The following is an 18,536-nucleotide window of genomic DNA, read 5'->3' as shown; positions in this document are numbered from 1 at the left end:
CACTCCCCCCGGGAGTTACGGCCCCGACGGTACACGCACGGAGCCCCTCACCGTAGGACGGTGAGGGGCTCCGGAAAGTTGAGCCGGGGGCGTGCCCCCTGGTACCCGTGGCCTAGTACCAGTTGTTCGCCTGCCAGAAGTCCCAGGCGCCGCACGGGCTGCCGTAGCGCTCGTTCATGTAGTTCAGGCCCCACTTGATCTGGGTGGCCGGGTTGGTCTGCCAGTCGGCACCGGCCGAGGCCATCTTGGAGCCCGGCAGCGCCTGGACCAGACCGTACGCGCCCGAGGACGGGTTCTGCGCGCGGTAGTTCCAGTCGGACTCGTGGTCCACGATGTTGCTGAAGCACTGGAACTGGTCGCCGGGGACCATCTGGCGGGCCATCGCCTGGACCTCGGCCACGCTGTAGGACGACTGCGTGGCGAAGCTGGAGGCGCTGCGGACCTCGTCGCGGCTGGCGCGCTCGGCGGCCTCGCGCTCCTTGCGCTCCTGCTCGGCCTTCTCCGCCTCGGCCTTCTTGACCTCCGCCTCGGCGGCGGCCTTCTTGGCCTCGGCGTCCTTGGCGGCCTGGATGCGCGCGGCTTCCTCGGCGGACTTCTGCGCGGCCGAGTCGGCGGCGGCGGCCTGGGCCTCCGCCTGCTGCGTCAGCGACGAGACCTGTACCTGGGCCTGCTCGCCGACGGGGATGTCGGCCAGGAGCGTCGTGTTGGCGGCGGCCGCCTCGAAGTTGTCGTTCGAGGGCTGGGTGTTGCCCGAGGCAACACCCACGACGGCGCCGACAGTGGTGACCGCAGTGGCCGAAGCCACCGCGAATCCCCGGACCGAGATCCGGCTCACACGGTTTCCTTCCAGCATCGTCCGCTTAGGTGACCTCGCGGGCGAAAATCTTGCCCCTGACGCTGGTCCCCCCACTGCTGGGTCACGGGGGACACGGGCCCGGTGGGCAACTCCCTTGCGGGAGAGCCGCGTGGTGCTGCGGGCGGCATACGGCGAACGACTGTTGAGTTGTGTCACAGGGTGACAGGGGTGCCGTATGCGGGGCCTGACGGAAGCAAGACTCTGCCCGACGGCGATGCCGCAAGGCAATTCTTCGTTGCGTGTGAAAGCTCACACCCCAATAGCCCCAGGAGTTTTGCGCATTCCGTCGCACAGCGCGACGCCGCCCGGCTAAGCTCTCGCGCTTTGCCGGGCGGCGCCCCTTGCGTGTCGGACTTGGGACGTTAAATCTGGCCGTCCTCCAGCATTTCGGTCACCAGTGCGGCGATCTGCGACCGCTCCGAGCGGGTCAGCGTCACATGCGCGAACAGCGGATGGCCCTTCAGTTTCTCGACGACGGCGACGACTCCGTCGTACCGCCCGACCCGGAGATTGTCCCGCTGCGCCACGTCATGCGTGAGAACGACTCGGGAATTCGCCCCGATACGGGACAACACGGTCAGCAGGACGTTGCGTTCGAGGGACTGGGCCTCGTCCACGATGACGAACGCGTCGTGCAGCGAGCGGCCCCGGATGTGCGTGAGCGGCAGGACCTCCAGCATGCCCCGGCCCAGCACCTCCTCGATGACCTCGCGCCCCGCCACCGCCGAGAGCGTGTCGAAGACCGCCTGCGCCCAGGGGCTCATCTTCTCGGCCTCGGAGCCGGGCAGATAGCCGAGCTCCTGGCCGCCGACCGCGTACAGCGGCCGGAAGACCATCACCTTCTGGTGCTGCCGGCGCTCCAGGACCGCCTCCAGCCCCGCGCACAGCGCGAGCGCCGACTTGCCGGTGCCCGCCCGGCCGCCCATCGAGACGATGCCGACGTCCGGATCCAGCAGCAGGTCGAGCGCGATGCGCTGCTCGGCGCTGCGGCCATGGATGCCGAACGCCTCCCGGTCGCCCCGGACGAGGCGTACGTTCCCCTCGGCGGTGACCCTGCCGAGTGCCTTGCCACGCTCGGACTGGAGCACCAGCCCGGTGTGCACGGGCAGGTCGGCGGCCTCCGGGACGTACAGCTTCTCCTCCGCGTACAGCAGGTCGACCTGCTCGGCGGAGAGCGGCAGTTCGGACATTCCGGTCCAGCCGGAGTCCGTGATGGCGAGCTCCGCCCGGTACTCCTCGGCGAGGAGACCGACGGACGACGCCTTGATACGGAGCGGCAGGTCCTTCGATACGACGGTGACGTCGTACCCCTCGGCCTGGAGGTTGCGCGCCACGGCCAGGATCCGTGAGTCGTTGTCACCGAGGCGGTAGCCGGCCGGCAGGACGGCGGGATCCGAGTGGTTGAGCTCCACACGCAGCGTCCCGCCGAACTCCCCGATGGGGAGCGGGGCGTCGAGGCGGCCGTACCGGACCCGGAAGTCGTCCAGCAGGCGCAGCGCCTGCCGGGCGAAGTACCCGAGCTCCGGGTGGTGCCTCTTGGCCTCCAGTTCCGTCACCACGACGATCGGGAGCACGACCTCGTGCTCCTCGAAGCGGGCCATGGCGCCGGGATCGGCCAGCAGGACGCTGGTGTCGAGAACGTAGGTGCGCCTGTCGTTGAGCCGGCGCTTTGTGCTGTTCACCACGGAAGGACCTACCCCCTCAGGTGAGGTCGGGTGCGACTTCGACGGCGTCGCGGGGGGATGGGGCCGGGCTCTGGCCACGATGCGCGGGCCGAGCTCCGGCCCTCCGCGTCGTCCGCGCATGTCCTGCACGGTCGTCCTGGTGCAAAGGGCCTCCCGGGTGAGCGGGCTGGCGTGCCGCTCACACTGGAAGGGGTATTCCCTCGAACGCGCGGCGCCATGCCATGGCATATGACGACGCGTCGGTGAACGGGTGGTGACCAGACCCCTCAGGGCCTCCGGGAACGTTCCGTCAGGTGCCGTAGCGGCGGTGGCGGGCCGCGTAGTCACGCAGCGCGCGGAGGAAGTCGACCTTGCGGAAGGCCGGCCAGTGGACCTCGCAGAAGTAGTACTCCGAGTGGGCGCTCTGCCAGAGCATGAAGCCCGACAGGCGCTGTTCGCCGCTGGTACGGATCACCAGGTCCGGGTCCGGCTGGCCGCGTGTGTACAGGTGCTCCGAGATGTGCTCGACGTCGACGATCTCGGCGAGCTCCTCGAAGCTCGTGCCCTTCTCGGCGTGCTCCAGCAGCAGCGAGCGGACCGCGTCCGCGATCTCCTGCCGGCCGCCGTAGCCCACGGCGACGTTCACGAGTATTCCGGTGCGGCCGCGGGTGGCCTCCTCGGCCTCCTTCAGCACCTTCTGCGTACGCGCGGGCAGCAGGTCCAGCGTGCCCACGTGGTGGACGCGCCAGCGGCCGTCGGCGGCCAGGTCGCGGACCGCGTTCTCGATGATGCCGAGGAGCGGCACCAGCTGCTCCTCCGGCCGGTTGAGGTTGTCGGTGGACAGCATCCAGAGGGTGACGACCTCGACGTCCGTCTCGGCGCACCAGCCGAGCAGCTCCTGGATCTTGCTCGCGCCGGCCTTGTGACCCTGCTCCGGAGTACCGCCGGACGCCTTCGCCCAGCGGCGGTTTCCGTCGAGGATGACGCCGATGTGCTTGGGCACCTGGGCGTGGTCGAGGCGGCCCTCCACCCGGCGTGCGTAGAGCCTGTACACCAGGTCGCGCAAGTTCACCGATCTCACCTCTCGATTGCGTACGGGCCCGCCACGGCGTCGGCCCAGGGGGATCGCTTCCGGCCTCACCGCGGCTGTCCCCGAAGCCGCCACATTACTGCGCGGGGGTCACGGCGGCCCAACCCGGCCTGTCACAAGTCCGTGATAAGGAGAGAGGCGTGACTGATTCCCCCGCATACCGCCCCGCCGGTGACCGTTACGACGCCATGGAGTACCGCCGCACCGGCCGCAGCGGGCTCAAGCTGCCCGCCATCTCGCTCGGCCTCTGGCACAACTTCGGCGACGACCGCACGCTCGCCTCGCAGCGCGCGATCCTCCGCCGCGCCTTCGACCTGGGCGTGACGCACTTCGACCTGGCGAACAACTACGGCCCGCCGCCCGGGTCCGCCGAGGCCAACTTCGGCAAGATCTTCGCCCAGGACTTCGCCCCTTACCGGGACGATCTGGTCATTTCCACCAAAGCGGGCTATCTCATGCACCCCGGACCGTACGGCGAGTGGGGCTCCCGCAAGTACCTGCTGTCCTCGCTCGACGCCTCGCTGAAGCGGATGGGCCTCGACTACGTCGACATCTTCTACTCGCACCGCTTCGACAAGGACACCCCGCTCGAAGAGACGATGGGCGCCCTCGCCTCCGCCGTGCAGCAGGGCAAGGCGCTGTACGTCGGCGTCTCCTCGTACAGCAGCGAGCAGACCGCCGAGGCCGCCGGGCTGCTGCGGGACATGGGCGTCCCGGCGCTGATCCACCAGCCGTCGTACTCGATGATCAACCGCTGGACCGAGGACGACGCGCTCCTCGACACCCTGGAGGAGCAGGGCATGGGCTGCATCTCCTTCGCGCCGCTCGCCCAGGGCCTGCTCACCAACAAGTACCTCCAGGGCATCCCCCAGGGCTCGCGCGCCACCCAGGGCAAGTCCCTGGACCCGGACCTGCTCTCCGAGGAGGTCGTACGTCGGCTGCGCGGCCTCGACGAGATCGCCCGCCGCCGCGGCCAGTCGCTGGCGCAGCTGGCGCTGACGTGGGTGCTGCGCGACGAGCGGATGACGTCGGCGCTGATCGGCGCGTCGAGCGTGACGCAGCTGGAGGAGAACATCGCCGCGCTGGCCGGTGCGCCGCTGACGGAGGAGGAGCTGAAGGAGATCGACTCGTACGCGGTCGACACCGCCGGCACCAACATCTGGGCGGCGCGGAGCTGACCTGAGCTGAGCTGACCTGAGCTGAGCTGAGCTGACCTGAGCTGAGCTGAGGCCGCTCTTGCCGCGGGGGACAAAAAACGGGCCGGTCCGTGGGGGGGATACGGACCGGCCCGAGGGGGGGTTTCCACCATAACCCTTCGTAAGTGATGCTGCGTGCCACGACAGGCCGCAGCGAGGCTCCGAAAATACGGGACCCCGCCGGGAGCACGGGATCCGGCCGGTTCCTGTCCTCCCCAAGGGGGACCCCGCCGGAAAGGCGCCGGGTTGACGGCCCTCGCCGTGCACGGCGGCGTTCACCGAGCTCGGTCACCGAGCGCGTTCACCGGCGCAGCAGGGTGATGCCGTCCCGAGCGGCGACCTTCCGGTAGCCGTACCGCTTCTGCGCGGCGGCAAGCTCGGCCTCCTGCTGCTCGACGGGGTACGGCCAGTGACCCGTCCTGTACGGCCAGGCATCCGGGGCCCGCCGGTCGTGGATGATCCACTCGGCGGTGGGCGGCGGGAGGCGTTTCCTGTCGTACTCGTACAGCTTCCCCTCCACCGGGAACGTCGGGAAGAGGACGACCGTGCAGCGCGAAGTGAGCTGCGGGATTAGGCGGTTGGAGGCGGCGACGGTCGCGCCGTCGGGGATCCGCGCGAGCAGCGCCCGGGCGGCCTCGACGTGCTCGGTCGTACGCCAGGTGGCGCGCTGGAGCAGTTGGGCGAGCGGGAAGGACGGCAGCATCACCACGGTCACGGCGAGGACGGTGGCGAGCGAGGCGCGGAGGTGGCGGGCGGCGAGCGGGTGGGCGGTGCGGCGCCACATCGTGAGCGCGTCGATCAGCCCGGCGAAGACGACCGGCATCAGCACGGCGCTGTAGTGGAACGCCGTACCCCAGTGGAAGCCGTTGTCCGACATCATCCGCCAGGCGAGCGTCGGCACGGCGATCAGCGACAGCGGCGAGCGCAGCGCGAGCAGCGCGGACGGGGCGAAGACCAGGACCAGGGTCATGGCCTTGATGTCGGGGCGCAGCGCGTCGAGCGGGGCGTGGGCGAGGGTGCTGAGCAGCGAGCCGTACCCCTCGGCGAGGTTGCCGCCGTGCGCGTACCCGCCGGCCGGGTGGAAGGCCGGCATCAGCACCTTGACCTCGACGAGCGAGCCGAAGAGCCCGGCGGCGGCGGTGGCCGGGCCGAGGAGGCGCGCTCCCTTGAACGCGATGTACGCGCCGACGGCGGCGACGGTGAGCCCCAGGTCCTCCTTGACCAGGAGCATGGGCGCGGCCCAGGCGACGGCCGCGCGCCAGCGCTGGTGGGCCAGGGCTTCGAGGCAGCAGGCGAGCAGCGGTACGGCCAGGGCGACCTCGTGGAAGTCGAAGGCGGCGGCCGACGCGATGCCCCAGCTCAGCCCGTACGCGACGGCGACGGCGTGGGCGGGCCGGCGGCCGAGCGCGCGGGCGGCCCAGCGGGCGAGCGGGACGACGGCGAGGGCGAGCAGCGCGGACTGGGCGACGAGCAGGCACAGCGGGGACGGCCAGAGCCGGTAGAGCGGGGCGAGGGCGGCGAGGAGGGGGTGGAAGTGGTCGCCGAGGAGGTTGAAGCCGTCGCCGCGCAACGGGACGACGGGGGCGCGGAGTTCGGCGTAGGCGCGTACCGCCTGCTCGAAGATGCCGAGGTCGTAGCCGGTGGTCCGGAGGAGGACGTGGCGGCGTACGGCGACGGTCGCGTACAGCGCGAAGAGCACCGCGGCCCAGCCCCAGGGGAGCAGGGCCGCGGGCAGGCGGGTCGCGGGCAGGCGGGTCGCGGAGGTCACCTCCCCGGCGGGGACGGAGATGACGGCCGGCTGCTCGGACCGGGACCTATTGTCGGGAAATGTCCGCATGTGCCCGCATGCTAGGACGCGGGTGGGCGGCTCAGCTCAGGTCGTGGCCCGTGGTGCTGTCGACGTGGTGCGGAATCTCCCCCTCATGGCGGTCACCGGTCGACAGCGTCCCGGACGGTTCGAACATCAGAATCGACGCGCCGTTCGGCGCGGACGGCTTGTGTTCGGTGCCCTTCGGTACGACGAAGGTGTCGCCGCGCCGCAGCTCGACCGTCCGCTCGGTGCCGTCGGCCGCGCGCAGCGCGATGTCGAACCGCCCGTCCAGGACCAGGAAGAACTCGTCCGTGTCGTCGTGGACGTGCCACACGTGGTCGCCGGCGGCGTGCGCGATCCGTACGTCGTAGTCGTTCATGCGGGCCACGATGCGGGGGCTGTAGACGTCGTCGAAGGTGGCCAGGGCTTCTGTGAGGTTGACGGGCTTCGTATCCATGGCCTCGATACTGCACCGGTTCCGGGGGCGCGTCTTGTACTTTCTGCGCGGCCGTTCAGGCAGGCGAGGCCGCGAACGCGCCCAGCAGCACGCCCATCAGCGCCCCACCGATCATGAACGGCCCGAACGGGATCGCGCTCTTGCGGCTCGCGCGCCGCAGCGCGACCAGCCCGAACCCGTACACCGCCCCGAACAGGAACCCCGCGAAGGCGCCCACGAACAGCACGCCCCAGCCGTACCAGCCGAGCACCACGCCCAGTGCGAGGGCGAGTTTCACGTCACCGAAGCCCATGCCGCTGGGGTTCACCAGGAAAAGCACGGCGTAGCCGGCGCCCAGCGCGAGACCGCCGAGGAGTGCGGACGGCCACGCGCCCGCGTGCCCCGGCAGCAGCGCGGCGACTCCCAGCAGGGCGGCCGTCCCGGCGGCGAGCGGCAGCGTCAACCGGTCCGGCAGCCGGTGCACGGCCCGGTCGACCAGGGCCAGCAGCACCGCGACCGGCGCGGCCGCCAACCACACCAGCAGCTCGGGCCGGGGCCCCGTCGCGGCGGCGAGCGCCCCGCAGGCCAGGGCGGTGGCGACGGGTACGGCAGGTACGGCAGGTATTACGGCGGACGGAGACCTTTCCGGTCGGGGCGCCGGCCCGTCGGCACCCACCGGTACGGCCACCGCGCACACGCCGCAGCGCGGCGCCCCGAGCCAGCCGTGCGCCGGCCCCGTGAACGGGTGCCCGGCGGGGCAGGCGTCCCGCCACGGCTCGTCCGGCTCGACGGACAGGCGGTACGCGGCGCGCGGCACGAGCAGGCCGGTGGCGGCGCCCCACAGGGCGGCGACGGCGATCAGCGTGGCGTACACGCACCCGACCCTAGGGCGGGCCGGCCGCCCGGTCATGGGCCCACGGGCCCACTGCCGCCGCACGCGGGCCCACGCTACGGTCGTCGCCCATGGGGAGCCTACGGAAATGGCGCAACGGAACCGGCCGGTTGACCTTCCCGGAGGGCTCCGTCCCCGTCGAGATCGCCGCGTCCTACACCACCCGGAGGCGCGGCCTGCTCGGCCGGGACGGGCTCGACGGCGCGCTGCTCCTCAGCCCCTGCAACAGCGTCCACACCTTCCGGATGCGGTTCACCATCGACGTGGCGTACCTGGACCGGGACTTGCGGGTCGTCGGCCTCGTCACCATGCCGCCCGGCCGCCTCGGCCTGCCCCGCCCACGCGCCCGCCACGTCCTGGAGGCCGAGGCCGGGGCGCTGGCACGGTGGGGCATCCGGCCCGGCAGCCGCCTGACGATCACGGCGGACCCGCCCCCAGCAACGTGAACGCCCCGTAGGCCCCCGACGCCAGGGCCAGCCCCGCCACCACCACGACCAGCGTCCGGTCCCGCAGCCGCGCCAGGGCCACCGCCGCCGGGAGCAGCAGCGGGAACGCCGGCATCATCAGGCGCGGCCGGGAACCGAAGTACGCGGCGCCGACCAGCGAGATGACGACGACCGCGACGGTGTACACCAGCACCGGCAGCGGCTGCCGCTGCCTGACGCACAGCCACACCACCCAGCCCACCAGCGCGAGCGCCGCGCACAGCCCCACCCCGGCGAGCGGCACCGGACCGGTCAGGTTCCGCCACACGAACCGGGCCAGCGCCACGCCCCCGTCAATGCTGTTGCCCCACGCCGCCTGCACCTCGAAGTACGCGGTCGCGCTGCCCTCCCGTACGGCGACGAACACCACGTATCCGAGCCAGCCCAGCGGCGCGAGCAGCACGCCCACGGCCATCCGCACGTCGAGCCGGCGGTCCTTCACGACCGTCACGAGCGCCGTGATGCCGAGCGCCGCCACGAGCGCGGCCGCCGACGGCCGGGTCAGGCCCGCGCCCACGCACAGCGCGCCCGCCCATATCCACCGGTCGCACAGCACCGCGTACAGCGACCAGGCGGCGAGCGCGGTGAACAGCGTCTCCGTGTACGCCATCGACTGCACGAACGCCGTCGGGTAGACCCCCCACAGCACCGCCAGCACCACCCCGGCGCGCCGCCCGGCGACGCGCGCCCCGACCGCGTAGATCCCCCAGGCCGCGGCGAGCGACGCCGCCCACGACACGACCAGACCGGCGGTCGCCGCGTCGATCCGCAGGACCTCCGACAGGCCCCGCTCCAGGGCGGGCAGCAGGGGGAAGAACGCCAGGTCGGAGTGGACGCTGCCGTCGGGGAGCGTGACCTCGTGGCCGTACCCGTGCTCGGCGATCCGCACGTACCAGACGGAGTCCCAGCGGCCCTTCAGCCGGTGCAGGGCGTCCTCACCGGCCACGGCGGCGGCGACCGCGAGGACCGCCAGCCCGACCGCGCGTACCGCCGCATAGCCCCAGAGGGCGGGCGCGGCGGAGGCTGGCCGATCGTGTGGCTGGGACATGCGCCCGATTATCGCGGCCCGCACTGACAGCCGGCGCCCCGGCCGTCAGCGCCGGGGGCCAGCGCCGACCGTCAGCGCCGACCGTCGGCGGTCAGTCGCCGGCGCTCAGTCGCCGGGCAGCTCCTCGATCGGTACGTCGCTGACGGCCGCGACCATCATGTGCGGGGCGTCCTCGTCGCACTGCCCGACGCTCACCCCCACCCAGCGCGGCCCCTGCGGGGACCCGGCCGGGCCCCACACCATCAGCTCGCCGTACAGGTCGAAAGCGCGCAGCTCCGCGAAGAGCGGCAGCACCGACTCGTCGTCGACATCCCCGAGGACGAACGCCCGCATGCTCACCTCCCGGTGCGGCCCCCACCGCTCGTCCAGCGCGCTCGTCAGGGCCGCGAGATACTCCTCGGCCTCCTCCTGCGCGGCGTCCCACTCCGGGCCCGGAACGCCGAAGTAGGCGCGGCTCTCCCACAGGAGTTTCAACCGGAAACCGGCGCCATAGCTGCCGCTCCAGCCCTCCCCCTCGGACTGCTCCCACGCGGTGGGCCCGCTCTCCGGCACCGGCAGGGCGAGGAGCGCGTCCACGGCGGCGGCGGCCTCTGCCACGTCGAACGGAGTCCCCGTGGCCTTCACAGCTTGGCCCTGTCCATGGGGCGGGGCAGCGCCTCCAGGGCGCCGGTGCTACGGACGTCCCTATTGACGGCGACGAGGTCGGCCACGTCCGCGACGCTCCCGGAAAGGTCCAGCAGCAGCCCGCCGTGCTCGGTCGGCTCCGCCTTGCCCGGCACACCGTGCTCCCCGAGCAGTGCGGCGCGCCGCTCGGACAGGTAGCCCGCCCAGCCGAGACACGCCTGGCCGGGCTCGCGGCCGTCGTCCTCCAGGGCGAGCTGGAGTTCCGTCTCCGTCACCTCGCCCCAGTCGACGTCCCACGCCTCGGCGAGGGCACGGAGGATGCCGGCGTACGGGAGGGACGGGCCGGCGTCCGGGGCGGTGACCGTAACCACCACGCTCATGGCGAGGTGCTCCGACACCCCTCCCCCGGTGCCGCTGACGGTCACCTTGACCGGGTTCGCGGCGGGCGTCGCCAGCGCCATGGCGTACCCCTTGCGGTCCGACCAGTCGTCACCCACGTTGTTCTCGCGCAGGTACGCGGCGAGGGCGTCGGGGCCGGCGGCGCGTACGTCCCCGATCGGCTCCCACGCGCCGAAGACCGCCGGCTCGATCTCGGACAGCCGGGTGAGGAACGTGCTCCAGCGGACGGCCAGCTCCTGTTCCGACTCGGGCCTGGGCCCCCAGAAGCCCCGTACGACGCGCCTCATGGTCTGTCCTCCCTCGCAGCCTGCCCTTTTCCGCATCCTAGGGACCGGATGTCGCCGGGACGGGCTTTCACCCGCCGGGCTTCATCGGGCCGGAGACCGGCCGTTTCTGCGGCGTGTGGACCACCTTGATCGGCAGGTCCTCGTCGAGGAACGCCAGCCGCGCCGCCCGCGCGACCACCGGATCCGAGAAGTGCCACTCGATGGCCCGGCCCCCGGACGCGGCCACCTGGCCCCGCGCCTCCTCCAGGAACCTCGCCTTGCCGGACTCCGTCAACTGCGCGATCGGCTTCCCGTCCTGCTTGGCCAGGTAGCCGGTGTAGCCCAGCTTGGCCTCCAGGAATGTCTGCCGGCCGGCGTCCCACCCGTCGTACTCGACCGGCCGCCTGCCCGCGTCCGGGTGCGGTACGACGTACTCCTTGCCGCGCACGGTGCCACTGACCTGCTCCTGGTAGCGCAGCCACGCCTCGTTGAACCAGGTCGGTTCGGGATTGCGGTGACGGCTGCGCCAGGCGCCGTCGCCCTTGTCGGCGTCCCCGAGGTCGGGGTCCTTGAGGTCCTTGGCCCACTCGGGCGGCTCGTAGTTGCGCGGGTCGTTCTTGTCGCCGGGTGTGGGCGGCGGCCACTCCTTGGGCCCGTTCCGCTTCTTCTTGGCGTCCTCGACGGCCTGCTCGGCCGCGTCCGCGTCCCGGTCGGCCTGCCGGGCGGCCTCCGTCCTCGCCGGGTCGTCACCCTCCCCGCAGGCCGGCTCGGCGAGCAGCCGTACGGGGACGGCGGCGGGCGGGTCGGCGGCTACGGCTGCGGCTGCGGCGAGGAGTCCGGTGCCGTCACCGGAGACGCCCCCTCCGTACGGGACCTCGCTACGGCCGCCCCGACTGAACGTGCAGCCCTTGAGGCCCGCCTTCTCGGCGGCCTCGTCGGCATGACGGCGCGCCTCGCGGGCGGCCGCCTCGGCGGCGTCGACGTCCCCGGCGTCGGCGGCCTTGCGGGCCTTGGCCGCCGCCTCGGACGCCTTCTGGGCCAGCTCCCCGACCTCGCCGAGCTTCCCCAGCTTGCCCAGTTTGCCGAGCTTGCCGACGAGCTTCGCCTCGCCGTAGCCGGGGATGAACAGGGACCCGACGTTCCACAGCACGGTGCCGATGGCCTGGCCCTGGTCGCCCCGGTTCCACATGTCGCGGACGTCGTCCCCGACGAACACGTCGTCCAGGACCTTCACGCCCGTGCCCGCGGACGCCTTGCCCAGGGCCAGGACGGCACCCAGGAAGTCGCCCTTCCGCCACTTGTCGAGGGCGCCCCCGGCGTCCTTCAACCACTGCTCGCCGAGGCTCTTGCCGTACTCCTTGATGCCCTCCCAGGCCTTGATGGGGTGCAGGATCGTGTCGAGCGTGCCCGTGATGTCGCCCCACAGGCCGTCCTTGAAGACGCCCTCGAAGAACCCGCCGACCTGGCGGGCGCCGCAGGAGAGGAAGGCGCCGATCCCGGAGGTGCAGCTTTCGCCGTCGTCGCCCTTGTCGTCCTCCTCTTCAGGGGTGGCGGCATCGTCCTGCCCGGTCCCGTCCTGCCCGGTCCCGTCCTGCCCGGTCCCGTCCTGCCCGGTCCCGTCCTGCTCGCCGGGCCGGACGTCATCGCCGGCGGGCCTGTCGCCGGCCTCGGCCCCGGGCCCTGACCCGTCCCCGCCGCTGTCCCCCGTACCTCCCCCACCCGCCTCGCACCCGGCGCCCACCACCGCGCACACCGCCGCCCGGAGCCCGCCGACGACCTGGCCGCCGACACCGGACAGCACCAGGGCGCCGACGATCGCCGCGACGAGCAGGACGAGCCCCACGTACTCCGTGGTCGTCTGCCCGCCCTGCGTACGCCACTTGACCATCCCGGCCCACCGGAACGGCCGGCGCACCGCACGCTCCCGACCCGGCAGCAGGAACCACGCGCGCGTGGACCCCCGGCACAGCAGCACGATGACGACCACGGGGATCACCAGCTGCGGTACGCCACGCCCGTCGCCGTCCGCCAGCGTGCCCAGGGCGCCGACGACGAACCACGCCTGTACGGCGAGCAGCCCGCGCCTTACCCACACCCCGCCCGTCCACACCCGCCTGCTCACCAGGAACCCGGCCGTACCGGGCAGCGCCCCGTACAGCACCCACGCGATCAGCTCACCGTCCACGCCGTCCAGCGACGCGGCCAGCAGCAGCACGCCGAACCCACCGAGCAGCGTGACCGCGAACACCAGCCGGACCAGGACCAGCACGGCCTGAAGCGCACGCGGCACCGGTCGCCGCTGCGGCACAACTCCCCTGGAACCGGCCCCTGTTGCAGACATGCCCCGACGCTAGGGCGACCGCCCGCACCCGGTCTTGGGCCCCAGGGCCCAACCTGCCCGGCCGTTGGGCCCCTTCCCCTATCTGGGCGTAATCGGACCGGCGAAGGCAGAGGCGGCCGCGGGCATCGGGTAAGCCCGCGGCAACGGAGGGGGAAAGGGCATGAAGACACACGTCAAGCAGGACTTGACCGCGCTCGCCCAGGGCGGAGTGCTGATCACCGCACGGGCACTGGAGGCCGGATGGTCCCGGCGCCGCCTGCACCGGCGGCTGCGCGCCGACGGCTGGACCCGCGTACGGGAAGGCGCATGGGCGGTGCCCGGGCGGTCCGTCGACTGGGAGACCGAGGCCCGGGCCGTACAACTGCTCCGGCCACGCCTCGTCTGCAGCCACCGCACCGCCGCGAAACTGCACCGCATCGAGCTCCTGCGCTCTGTCCCGGGACCTGAACCGGCCGAGTTCACGGACCCCCATGCCGACGGCTCCTCCTGGCGGGACCCAGCCCGTCGCGTGCACAGAATGACGCTCACGGACGCCGACTGCACCGTACGGCGAGGGCTGCGCGTCACCACCCCGGTGCGCGCGGTCGGCGATCTGATGAGGCGGGGCCCGCGCGACCACGCCCTGGTCTGCGCCGATTCGGCCCTCGCCAGGCGGGTGGTGCACGGGGTGCGCCGGCCACCGCTCCTCGGGCGGACCGACTTCCACGCCGAGCTCGCCTCCGCCCGCAAGGGCGGCGTGGCGGCCCGGGAGTGGCTGGCCCTCGCCGACCCGGCGTCCGGCTCCCCGACGGAGACGATCGCCCGGCTGCGGATGCACGACGCGGGCCTCCACCCGGAGTCGCAGCCGCAGTTCTGGAGCCCGGAAGTCCAACGCATCCAACCGGACTTCCTGTTCCGCGAGCAGGGCCTGGTCGTGGAGATCGAGGGGTACGCCTATCACGGCACCCGAGAGGCCCACGCCCGTGACGTCCGCCGGATGAACGCCCTCCAGGCGTGCCCGGGCGTACGGCAGGTTCTGCGCTTCACGGCAACGGACGTGCTCCACCGCCCGGACTACATGATCGCCACCATCCGCCAGGCCCTGACCCGCCTGGCCTGAACGCCCCGTTCACGGTGGCCATGTGGGCCGCCCTCTCTCCGAGTGTGGCGGCCTCCGGCGCCCCCTCAAGGGCGCTTCGCGTCGGCTCCGCCGATGGGCTTCGCCCACCCTTGACCGGCCGCCTCCGCCCGCCTTATCCCACTCGGAGGGCGGCCCGGGGGAACGGGCCCAGGAGGGGCGCCCCTGGCCCGTGCCGCTCGTGGCCGGGAGGCGGGCGCCGGAGGGGCGCGGCAGTGGAATGGGGCGGTGGCCTGTTGGTTTGGCGGCGGACGGCCGTCTGTCGGCTGCGGTCCAGGACCTCGCTCCGGTGGGTGGTGGGTGCGCGGGAGCGCGATGGGGCATCCGGGCTCGGTCCGGCGACTGCGGATGGGTGAGGGGTCAGGGTTCAGGCGGGTGACTGGGGTGGGTGCGGGGCTGGGCCAGGGTGGAGCCGAGGAGTCCCTGGAGTCCCTTCCGTCACACCCGTACCGGCTGGCAGGGGTTGTGGGCGGTGTGAGACACCTTCTACCGGGAGTTGGGCAGGGGTGAGGTGTCCCACTCCGCCCATGACCCTGGTGCAGAGGGGGTCATCGACCGGTTTGGTGGCTGTGTACGTAGGCCCGGGACTGGATCCGGATGAGGTTGACCAGGTCTCCCAGGGCGAGGTTGACGTCGGCCAGGTGCAGGCCCCAGGCGGGGCTCGGCGACGGGGTGAGGGCGCTGCTGCCGGGTGTGGGGGTCGCCATGAGCACGTGCGCACCGCCTGCGCGTACGCACTGCACGGTGTGCCGGTCGGCAGGAACGACCCAGGGGGTGTCGGCGCTGGGCGGGGCCCCGTTGTACATCACCCGCAGTGCCTGACCGAGCAGCCCGGGGACGGGGTCGGTGCGCACCAGAGTGCGGGCGGTGCGGGCGTGGTTGTGCTTGAGGGAGGCGGGGTTGGTGCAGGCGGCCTCGTAGTCGGGGCCCCACGGCCCGCCGGTGGGGTCGGGCACGGACGGGGAGCGTCCGAAGGCGCTGTCCGCCGGCGGGGTGGCGTTGAACGTGGCGAAGCCGACCGCGCAGCCGGTCTGCCGCTCGCTCCGGCAGAGCGGGACGCCGGCGAAGTCCCCGCCTCGGTCGGAGCCCTTGCGCACGAGCACGTTGCCGCCGAGGAGCAGGGCGGACACCAGCCGCGCGCGGGCCTCGGGCTTCGGGTCGATCTCGTTCCGGATCAACTGGCGCAGCATGCCGGTCCCCTGGGAATGGCCGACGAGCACGACGCCACGGCCCGGTTCGGCCTGGGTCAGATACTCGTGCCAGGCGCGGACCACGTCGCCGTAGGCGATGCGGGACGCCTCCCTCAACTGTTCGGGGGTGTAACCGCCCGGGTTCAGCAGGGCGGTGAGGGTGCGCTGCCGGTACACCGGGGCGTAGACGTCGCAGACCTGGGAGAAGCGGGCTGCCTGGTGCTCGGCGATGGCCCGGACGTGCGGGGTGATCTCGAGGCTGGCGCTCAGCGTCGGCTCCTCGGACACCGTCGGGTAGACGTAGAAGCAGTCGACCGGCTGCCGCGCGGGCAGGCCGCGATCGACGACCCTGTCCGGCGCCCTGTGCCGTTGCACGGTGGTCGCCATGCTGCTGCGGCAGGCGTCGGAGGCCCGCTGCCCGGGGTGACAGAGCCAGACTGTGCTCCCACCAGCGCCGCCGTCACCGACCGACGCGGCCGCGACCGGAGCGGCGTGGCCGCCGATGAGCACGAGCCCCGCCAGTAAGCCGGACAGTGCCGACCGGGCACGTCGGGGGCTGCGCCTGTTGGCTTTGACCTTCACGTACCTGCTCCCTCGCGTAGACATGTACATACCAACCGGACGGTACCGCCCCCCGCAGAACCCGGACAGGGCCAACCACGAGTCCTGGGCGCGGGCACAAGCGTCCCCGTGTGCGGATGCACACCGCCGGGGGCGTCATGGGCCCTCTGGGACACCCATCCGCCTCCCCGCCTTCGAGCGAGGGTGTCCCACACCGCCCACAACCCCTGCCAGCCGGTACGGGTGTGACGGAAGGGGCTCCAGGGGGCCTTCGGCTCCATCCCGGCCCAACCCCGCACCCACCCCAGCCACCTGCCTGCGCCCCAGCCGACGGCCGGGCCGCAGCCGCCGAGCCGGGCCCGGATGCCCCACACCACTGCCGCGCACCCACCACAGGCAGGAGCGAGGTCCTGTACCGCAACCCAGAGACGGGCCGCAGCCGCTTAGCCAGGCCGCCACCGCCCCATTCCACTGCCGCGCACCCACCCGTCGGGCCGCCTCGGCAACGAACCGCGCACCGCAGAGTGGCCCCCCGTGGACCCGTTCCCCCGGGCCGCCCTCCGAGTGGGAAAAGGCGGGCGGAGGCGGCCGGTCAAGGGTGGGCGAAGCCCATCGGCGAAGCCGACGCGAAGCGCCCTTGAGGGGGCGCCGGAGCCCGCCACACTCGGAGAGAGTGCGGCCCACACGCCCACCATGAACAGGGCGCCCACCCCGGAACGGTGATCAGCGCGGCAGGGCCACCCATGACTTGGTGCCGCGATGGGGCGGTGCCGCCCCGCAGATGCCCCACTCCCCGCCCCAGTCGTCCACCACGGCCGCCAGCAGCCAGAGCGCCCGGTCGCGCCGCCGGGCGCAGAGCGCCTCCGCGACGGGGTCACGGTGACGCGGATGCTGGTCCCAGACGACGAGACGGAGGGCGTCCTGCCGGTAGCGGAGGGAAAGGTAGACGCCCTCCCCGGGCGTCAAGCGCGCGGCGGCACCCACGAGTTCGCTGGCCGCGAGCTGCGCCGGCGGGACGAACCGGTCCAGCCCGTGCGCGTGGAGGGTCGCCCGTACGGCGTTGCGGACGATCGCCGCGCTGCGGAGTTCCCCCGGCACGGTGAGGCTGTAGGCCAGCGCCTCGGGGTGCGGCCGGCTGGGCGGCCGGCGGTCGGGGCCAGGCGGTACGACGGGGCAGAGCGCGGCGCGCAGGGTCGGCGACATGACGGACTCCCTTGTCCGGAGCGGAAGCGGAATGGGTGGTACCCGTTCGGCGATCTCTCTTCGCATGGGCGCGCACGAGTGGCTCACGGGGGCGTGGTGACGCGGGCGAGTGGTGGCCTGTCGCTGCGGGCATGGCCGCGCGATGCACTTCCGACTCGGCCGAGTGAGCGGTGCGTTACTGAACGTAGAGGGTCAGTGGCATATTGGCCACTCACATCCAGCACTTTCGCTCATTCGTGGTCGGGTGTCTTCGCGGCACGGCAGACTGCAAGCGCACACTCACGAAGGGGAGAGCCATGCCGCCTAGGGTCGCGCCCACCGAGCGCCAGAGACGGTTGGGCCACGAGCTGCGGAAGATGCGCACCTCGGCCGGCATGTCCGCCGAGACGGCGGCAGGGCTCCTGGGCGTCGACCGCTCCAAGATCTCCAACATCGAGCAGGGCATCCGCACCATCAGCGAGGAACGGCTGCGGACCCTGGCGTGCAACTGCGACTGCATGGATGAGCGGTACGTCGACGCGCTGGTGGAGATGGCGCAGCCCAGCGCCAAGGGGTGGTGGGAGAAGTACCGGGGCTCACTGCCCCCTGGGCTCCTGGACATCGCCGAGTTGGAGGCGAGGGCACCACGGATGCGTGCTGCCTACTTGGTGCACATGCCGGGCCTCCTCCAGACGTCCGACCACGCCTTGTCGGTGTTCCGGGTGGTGGTGCCCAGCCTGCCGCACCACGAAGTCGCGCTGAGGCTGGCCCATCGTGTGGAGCGTCAGCAGGTACTGCAAGGCCGGCACGCCCCGGAGTACGTCGGCATCGTCCACGAGGCCGCGCTGCGGATGCAGTTCGGTGGGCGTGACGTTGCCCGCGCCCAGCTCGAACACTTGCTTGCCGCATCCGAGTGGAGCAATGTGACCTTGACGGTCATCCCCTTCGAGAACGGGGCGTTCCCCGGCGCGGGACAGACGGTTCTGTACGCCGAGGGTCCCGTTCCGCAACTCGACACCGTGCAGGTCGACAACTCGCACGGGCCCGACTTTCTTCATGGAGAGGCGCAACTGGCCAAGTACCGGGCTCATCTGGACTGGATGGAGAACATCGCCCTGTCCCCAGAGGGTTCGCGCGACCTCATCCACAAGATCGCTCGCCAACTCTAAGGAGCTCCGATGCCCGAGATCACCTGGGAAGACGCCTTCTGCGGCGAGGGGAACTCCTGCTTCCGCCTCGGAACCGACGCCGACGGCAACGGCTACATCGCCGTCCTCGGTGAGGAGGACCGTTACCTCACCGACAGCCGGGAAGCGCTGCGGAACCTGATCCGGGACATCAAGGCCGGCAAGGCGGATCACCTGCTGTAGGCGGTCCGC

General features: G+C 72.3%; 17 protein-coding genes. 5 read left to right on the top strand and 12 right to left on the bottom strand.

From position 1 onward, the window contains the following. Window positions 1-112 precede the first annotated feature (112 nt). The 3 genes from BKD26_RS03395 to BKD26_RS03385 all read right to left on the bottom strand — a co-directional run bounded on the left by BKD26_RS03395 (window position 113) and on the right by BKD26_RS03385 (window position 3,592). Window positions 113-835, bottom strand: a complete 723-nt coding sequence (locus tag BKD26_RS03395; protein ID WP_084895581.1) for a transglycosylase SLT domain-containing protein — start codon at window positions 833-835, stop codon at window positions 113-115. A 383-nt stretch (window positions 836-1,218) separates the two neighbouring features. After that, entirely contained in the window at window positions 1,219-2,541 is a 1,323-nt protein-coding gene (locus BKD26_RS03390) for a PhoH family protein (protein WP_084895579.1), read from the bottom strand. Between the two features lie 289 nt (window positions 2,542-2,830). Next, window positions 2,831-3,592, bottom strand: coding sequence for an isoprenyl transferase (locus tag BKD26_RS03385; RefSeq protein ID WP_073754051.1), 762 nt, complete (start codon window positions 3,590-3,592; stop codon window positions 2,831-2,833). A gap of 158 nt (window positions 3,593-3,750) precedes the next feature. Between BKD26_RS03385 and mgrA the strand changes: the two genes are divergently transcribed. After that, window positions 3,751-4,788: an L-glyceraldehyde 3-phosphate reductase gene (gene mgrA, locus BKD26_RS03380; protein ID WP_084895577.1), complete on the top strand. Its 1,038-nt coding sequence runs from the start codon at window positions 3,751-3,753 to the stop codon at window positions 4,786-4,788. 319 nt (window positions 4,789-5,107) lie between these two features. Here mgrA and BKD26_RS03375 read toward each other — a convergent pair whose 3' ends face one another. Genes BKD26_RS03375 through BKD26_RS03365 form a run of 3 tightly spaced genes read right to left on the bottom strand, consistent with a single transcriptional unit; the run spans window position 5,108 to window position 7,926 of the window. Beyond that, complete coding sequence (locus BKD26_RS03375; RefSeq protein ID WP_179166396.1) at window positions 5,108-6,643, bottom strand: DUF2079 domain-containing protein; 1,536 nt, start codon at window positions 6,641-6,643, stop codon at window positions 5,108-5,110. 31 nt (window positions 6,644-6,674) lie between these two features. Next, complete coding sequence (locus BKD26_RS03370) at window positions 6,675-7,073, bottom strand: cupin domain-containing protein (protein WP_084895576.1); 399 nt, start codon at window positions 7,071-7,073, stop codon at window positions 6,675-6,677. A 55-nt stretch (window positions 7,074-7,128) separates the two neighbouring features. After that, window positions 7,129-7,926 (bottom strand): A24 family peptidase, encoded by a 798-nt coding sequence (locus tag BKD26_RS03365; protein WP_179166395.1) that lies wholly within the window; start codon window positions 7,924-7,926, stop codon window positions 7,129-7,131. An 89-nt stretch (window positions 7,927-8,015) separates the two neighbouring features. On the opposite strand from BKD26_RS03365, the gene BKD26_RS03360 reads away from it, so the two are divergent. After that, window positions 8,016-8,390 (top strand): DUF192 domain-containing protein, encoded by a 375-nt coding sequence (locus tag BKD26_RS03360; protein WP_084895572.1) that lies wholly within the window; start codon window positions 8,016-8,018, stop codon window positions 8,388-8,390. Here BKD26_RS03360 and BKD26_RS03355 read toward each other — a convergent pair. From BKD26_RS03355 to BKD26_RS03340, 4 genes are all read right to left on the bottom strand, one after another. After that, the gene (locus tag BKD26_RS03355) at window positions 8,362-9,477 is read right to left on the bottom strand and encodes a hypothetical protein (RefSeq protein ID WP_084895570.1); all 1,116 of its coding nucleotides are present in this window, start codon (window positions 9,475-9,477) and stop codon (window positions 8,362-8,364) included. The genes BKD26_RS03360 and BKD26_RS03355 overlap by 29 nt on opposite strands. Before the next feature lie 105 nt (window positions 9,478-9,582). Then, a complete protein-coding gene (locus tag BKD26_RS03350; protein ID WP_143662601.1) occupies window positions 9,583-10,074 on the bottom strand; it encodes a hypothetical protein in 492 nt (163 codons plus the stop codon). Window positions 10,075-10,097: 23 nt separating this feature from the next. Next, window positions 10,098-10,787, bottom strand: coding sequence for an Imm52 family immunity protein (locus BKD26_RS03345; RefSeq protein WP_084895566.1), 690 nt, complete (start codon window positions 10,785-10,787; stop codon window positions 10,098-10,100). A 67-nt stretch (window positions 10,788-10,854) separates the two neighbouring features. After that, window positions 10,855-13,107, bottom strand: coding sequence for a Tox-REase-5 domain-containing protein (locus BKD26_RS03340; RefSeq protein ID WP_084895564.1), 2,253 nt, complete (start codon window positions 13,105-13,107; stop codon window positions 10,855-10,857). A 160-nt stretch (window positions 13,108-13,267) separates the two neighbouring features. Here BKD26_RS03340 and BKD26_RS03335 point away from each other — a divergent pair, with 160 nt between their 5' ends. Then, the gene (locus BKD26_RS03335) at window positions 13,268-14,206 is read left to right on the top strand and encodes a DUF559 domain-containing protein (protein ID WP_084895562.1); all 939 of its coding nucleotides are present in this window, start codon (window positions 13,268-13,270) and stop codon (window positions 14,204-14,206) included. Between the two features lie 566 nt (window positions 14,207-14,772). Here BKD26_RS03335 and BKD26_RS03330 read toward each other — a convergent pair. Further along, window positions 14,773-15,801: a DUF3089 domain-containing protein gene (locus tag BKD26_RS03330; RefSeq protein ID WP_179166394.1), complete on the bottom strand. Its 1,029-nt coding sequence runs from the start codon at window positions 15,799-15,801 to the stop codon at window positions 14,773-14,775. Between the two features lie 897 nt (window positions 15,802-16,698). After that, window positions 16,699-17,178, bottom strand: coding sequence for an ATP-binding protein (locus tag BKD26_RS03320; protein ID WP_084895556.1), 480 nt, complete (start codon window positions 17,176-17,178; stop codon window positions 16,699-16,701). Between the two features lie 296 nt (window positions 17,179-17,474). Between BKD26_RS03320 and BKD26_RS03315 the strand changes: the two genes are divergently transcribed. After that, a complete protein-coding gene (locus BKD26_RS03315; protein WP_084895554.1) occupies window positions 17,475-18,326 on the top strand; it encodes a helix-turn-helix transcriptional regulator in 852 nt (283 codons plus the stop codon). A gap of 9 nt (window positions 18,327-18,335) precedes the next feature. Next, complete coding sequence (locus BKD26_RS03310; RefSeq protein WP_084895552.1) at window positions 18,336-18,527, top strand: hypothetical protein; 192 nt, start codon at window positions 18,336-18,338, stop codon at window positions 18,525-18,527. Window positions 18,528-18,536: the final 9 nt, after the last annotated feature.

Origin of the sequence: Streptomyces sp. CB03238, from assembly GCF_002099185.1 — a bacterium.
In the GTDB taxonomy this organism is placed as follows: Bacteria; Actinomycetota; Actinomycetes; order Streptomycetales; family Streptomycetaceae; genus Streptomyces.
The sequence above is the reverse complement of the archived record's forward strand: the minus strand, read 5'-3'. Positions and strand labels throughout refer to the sequence as shown.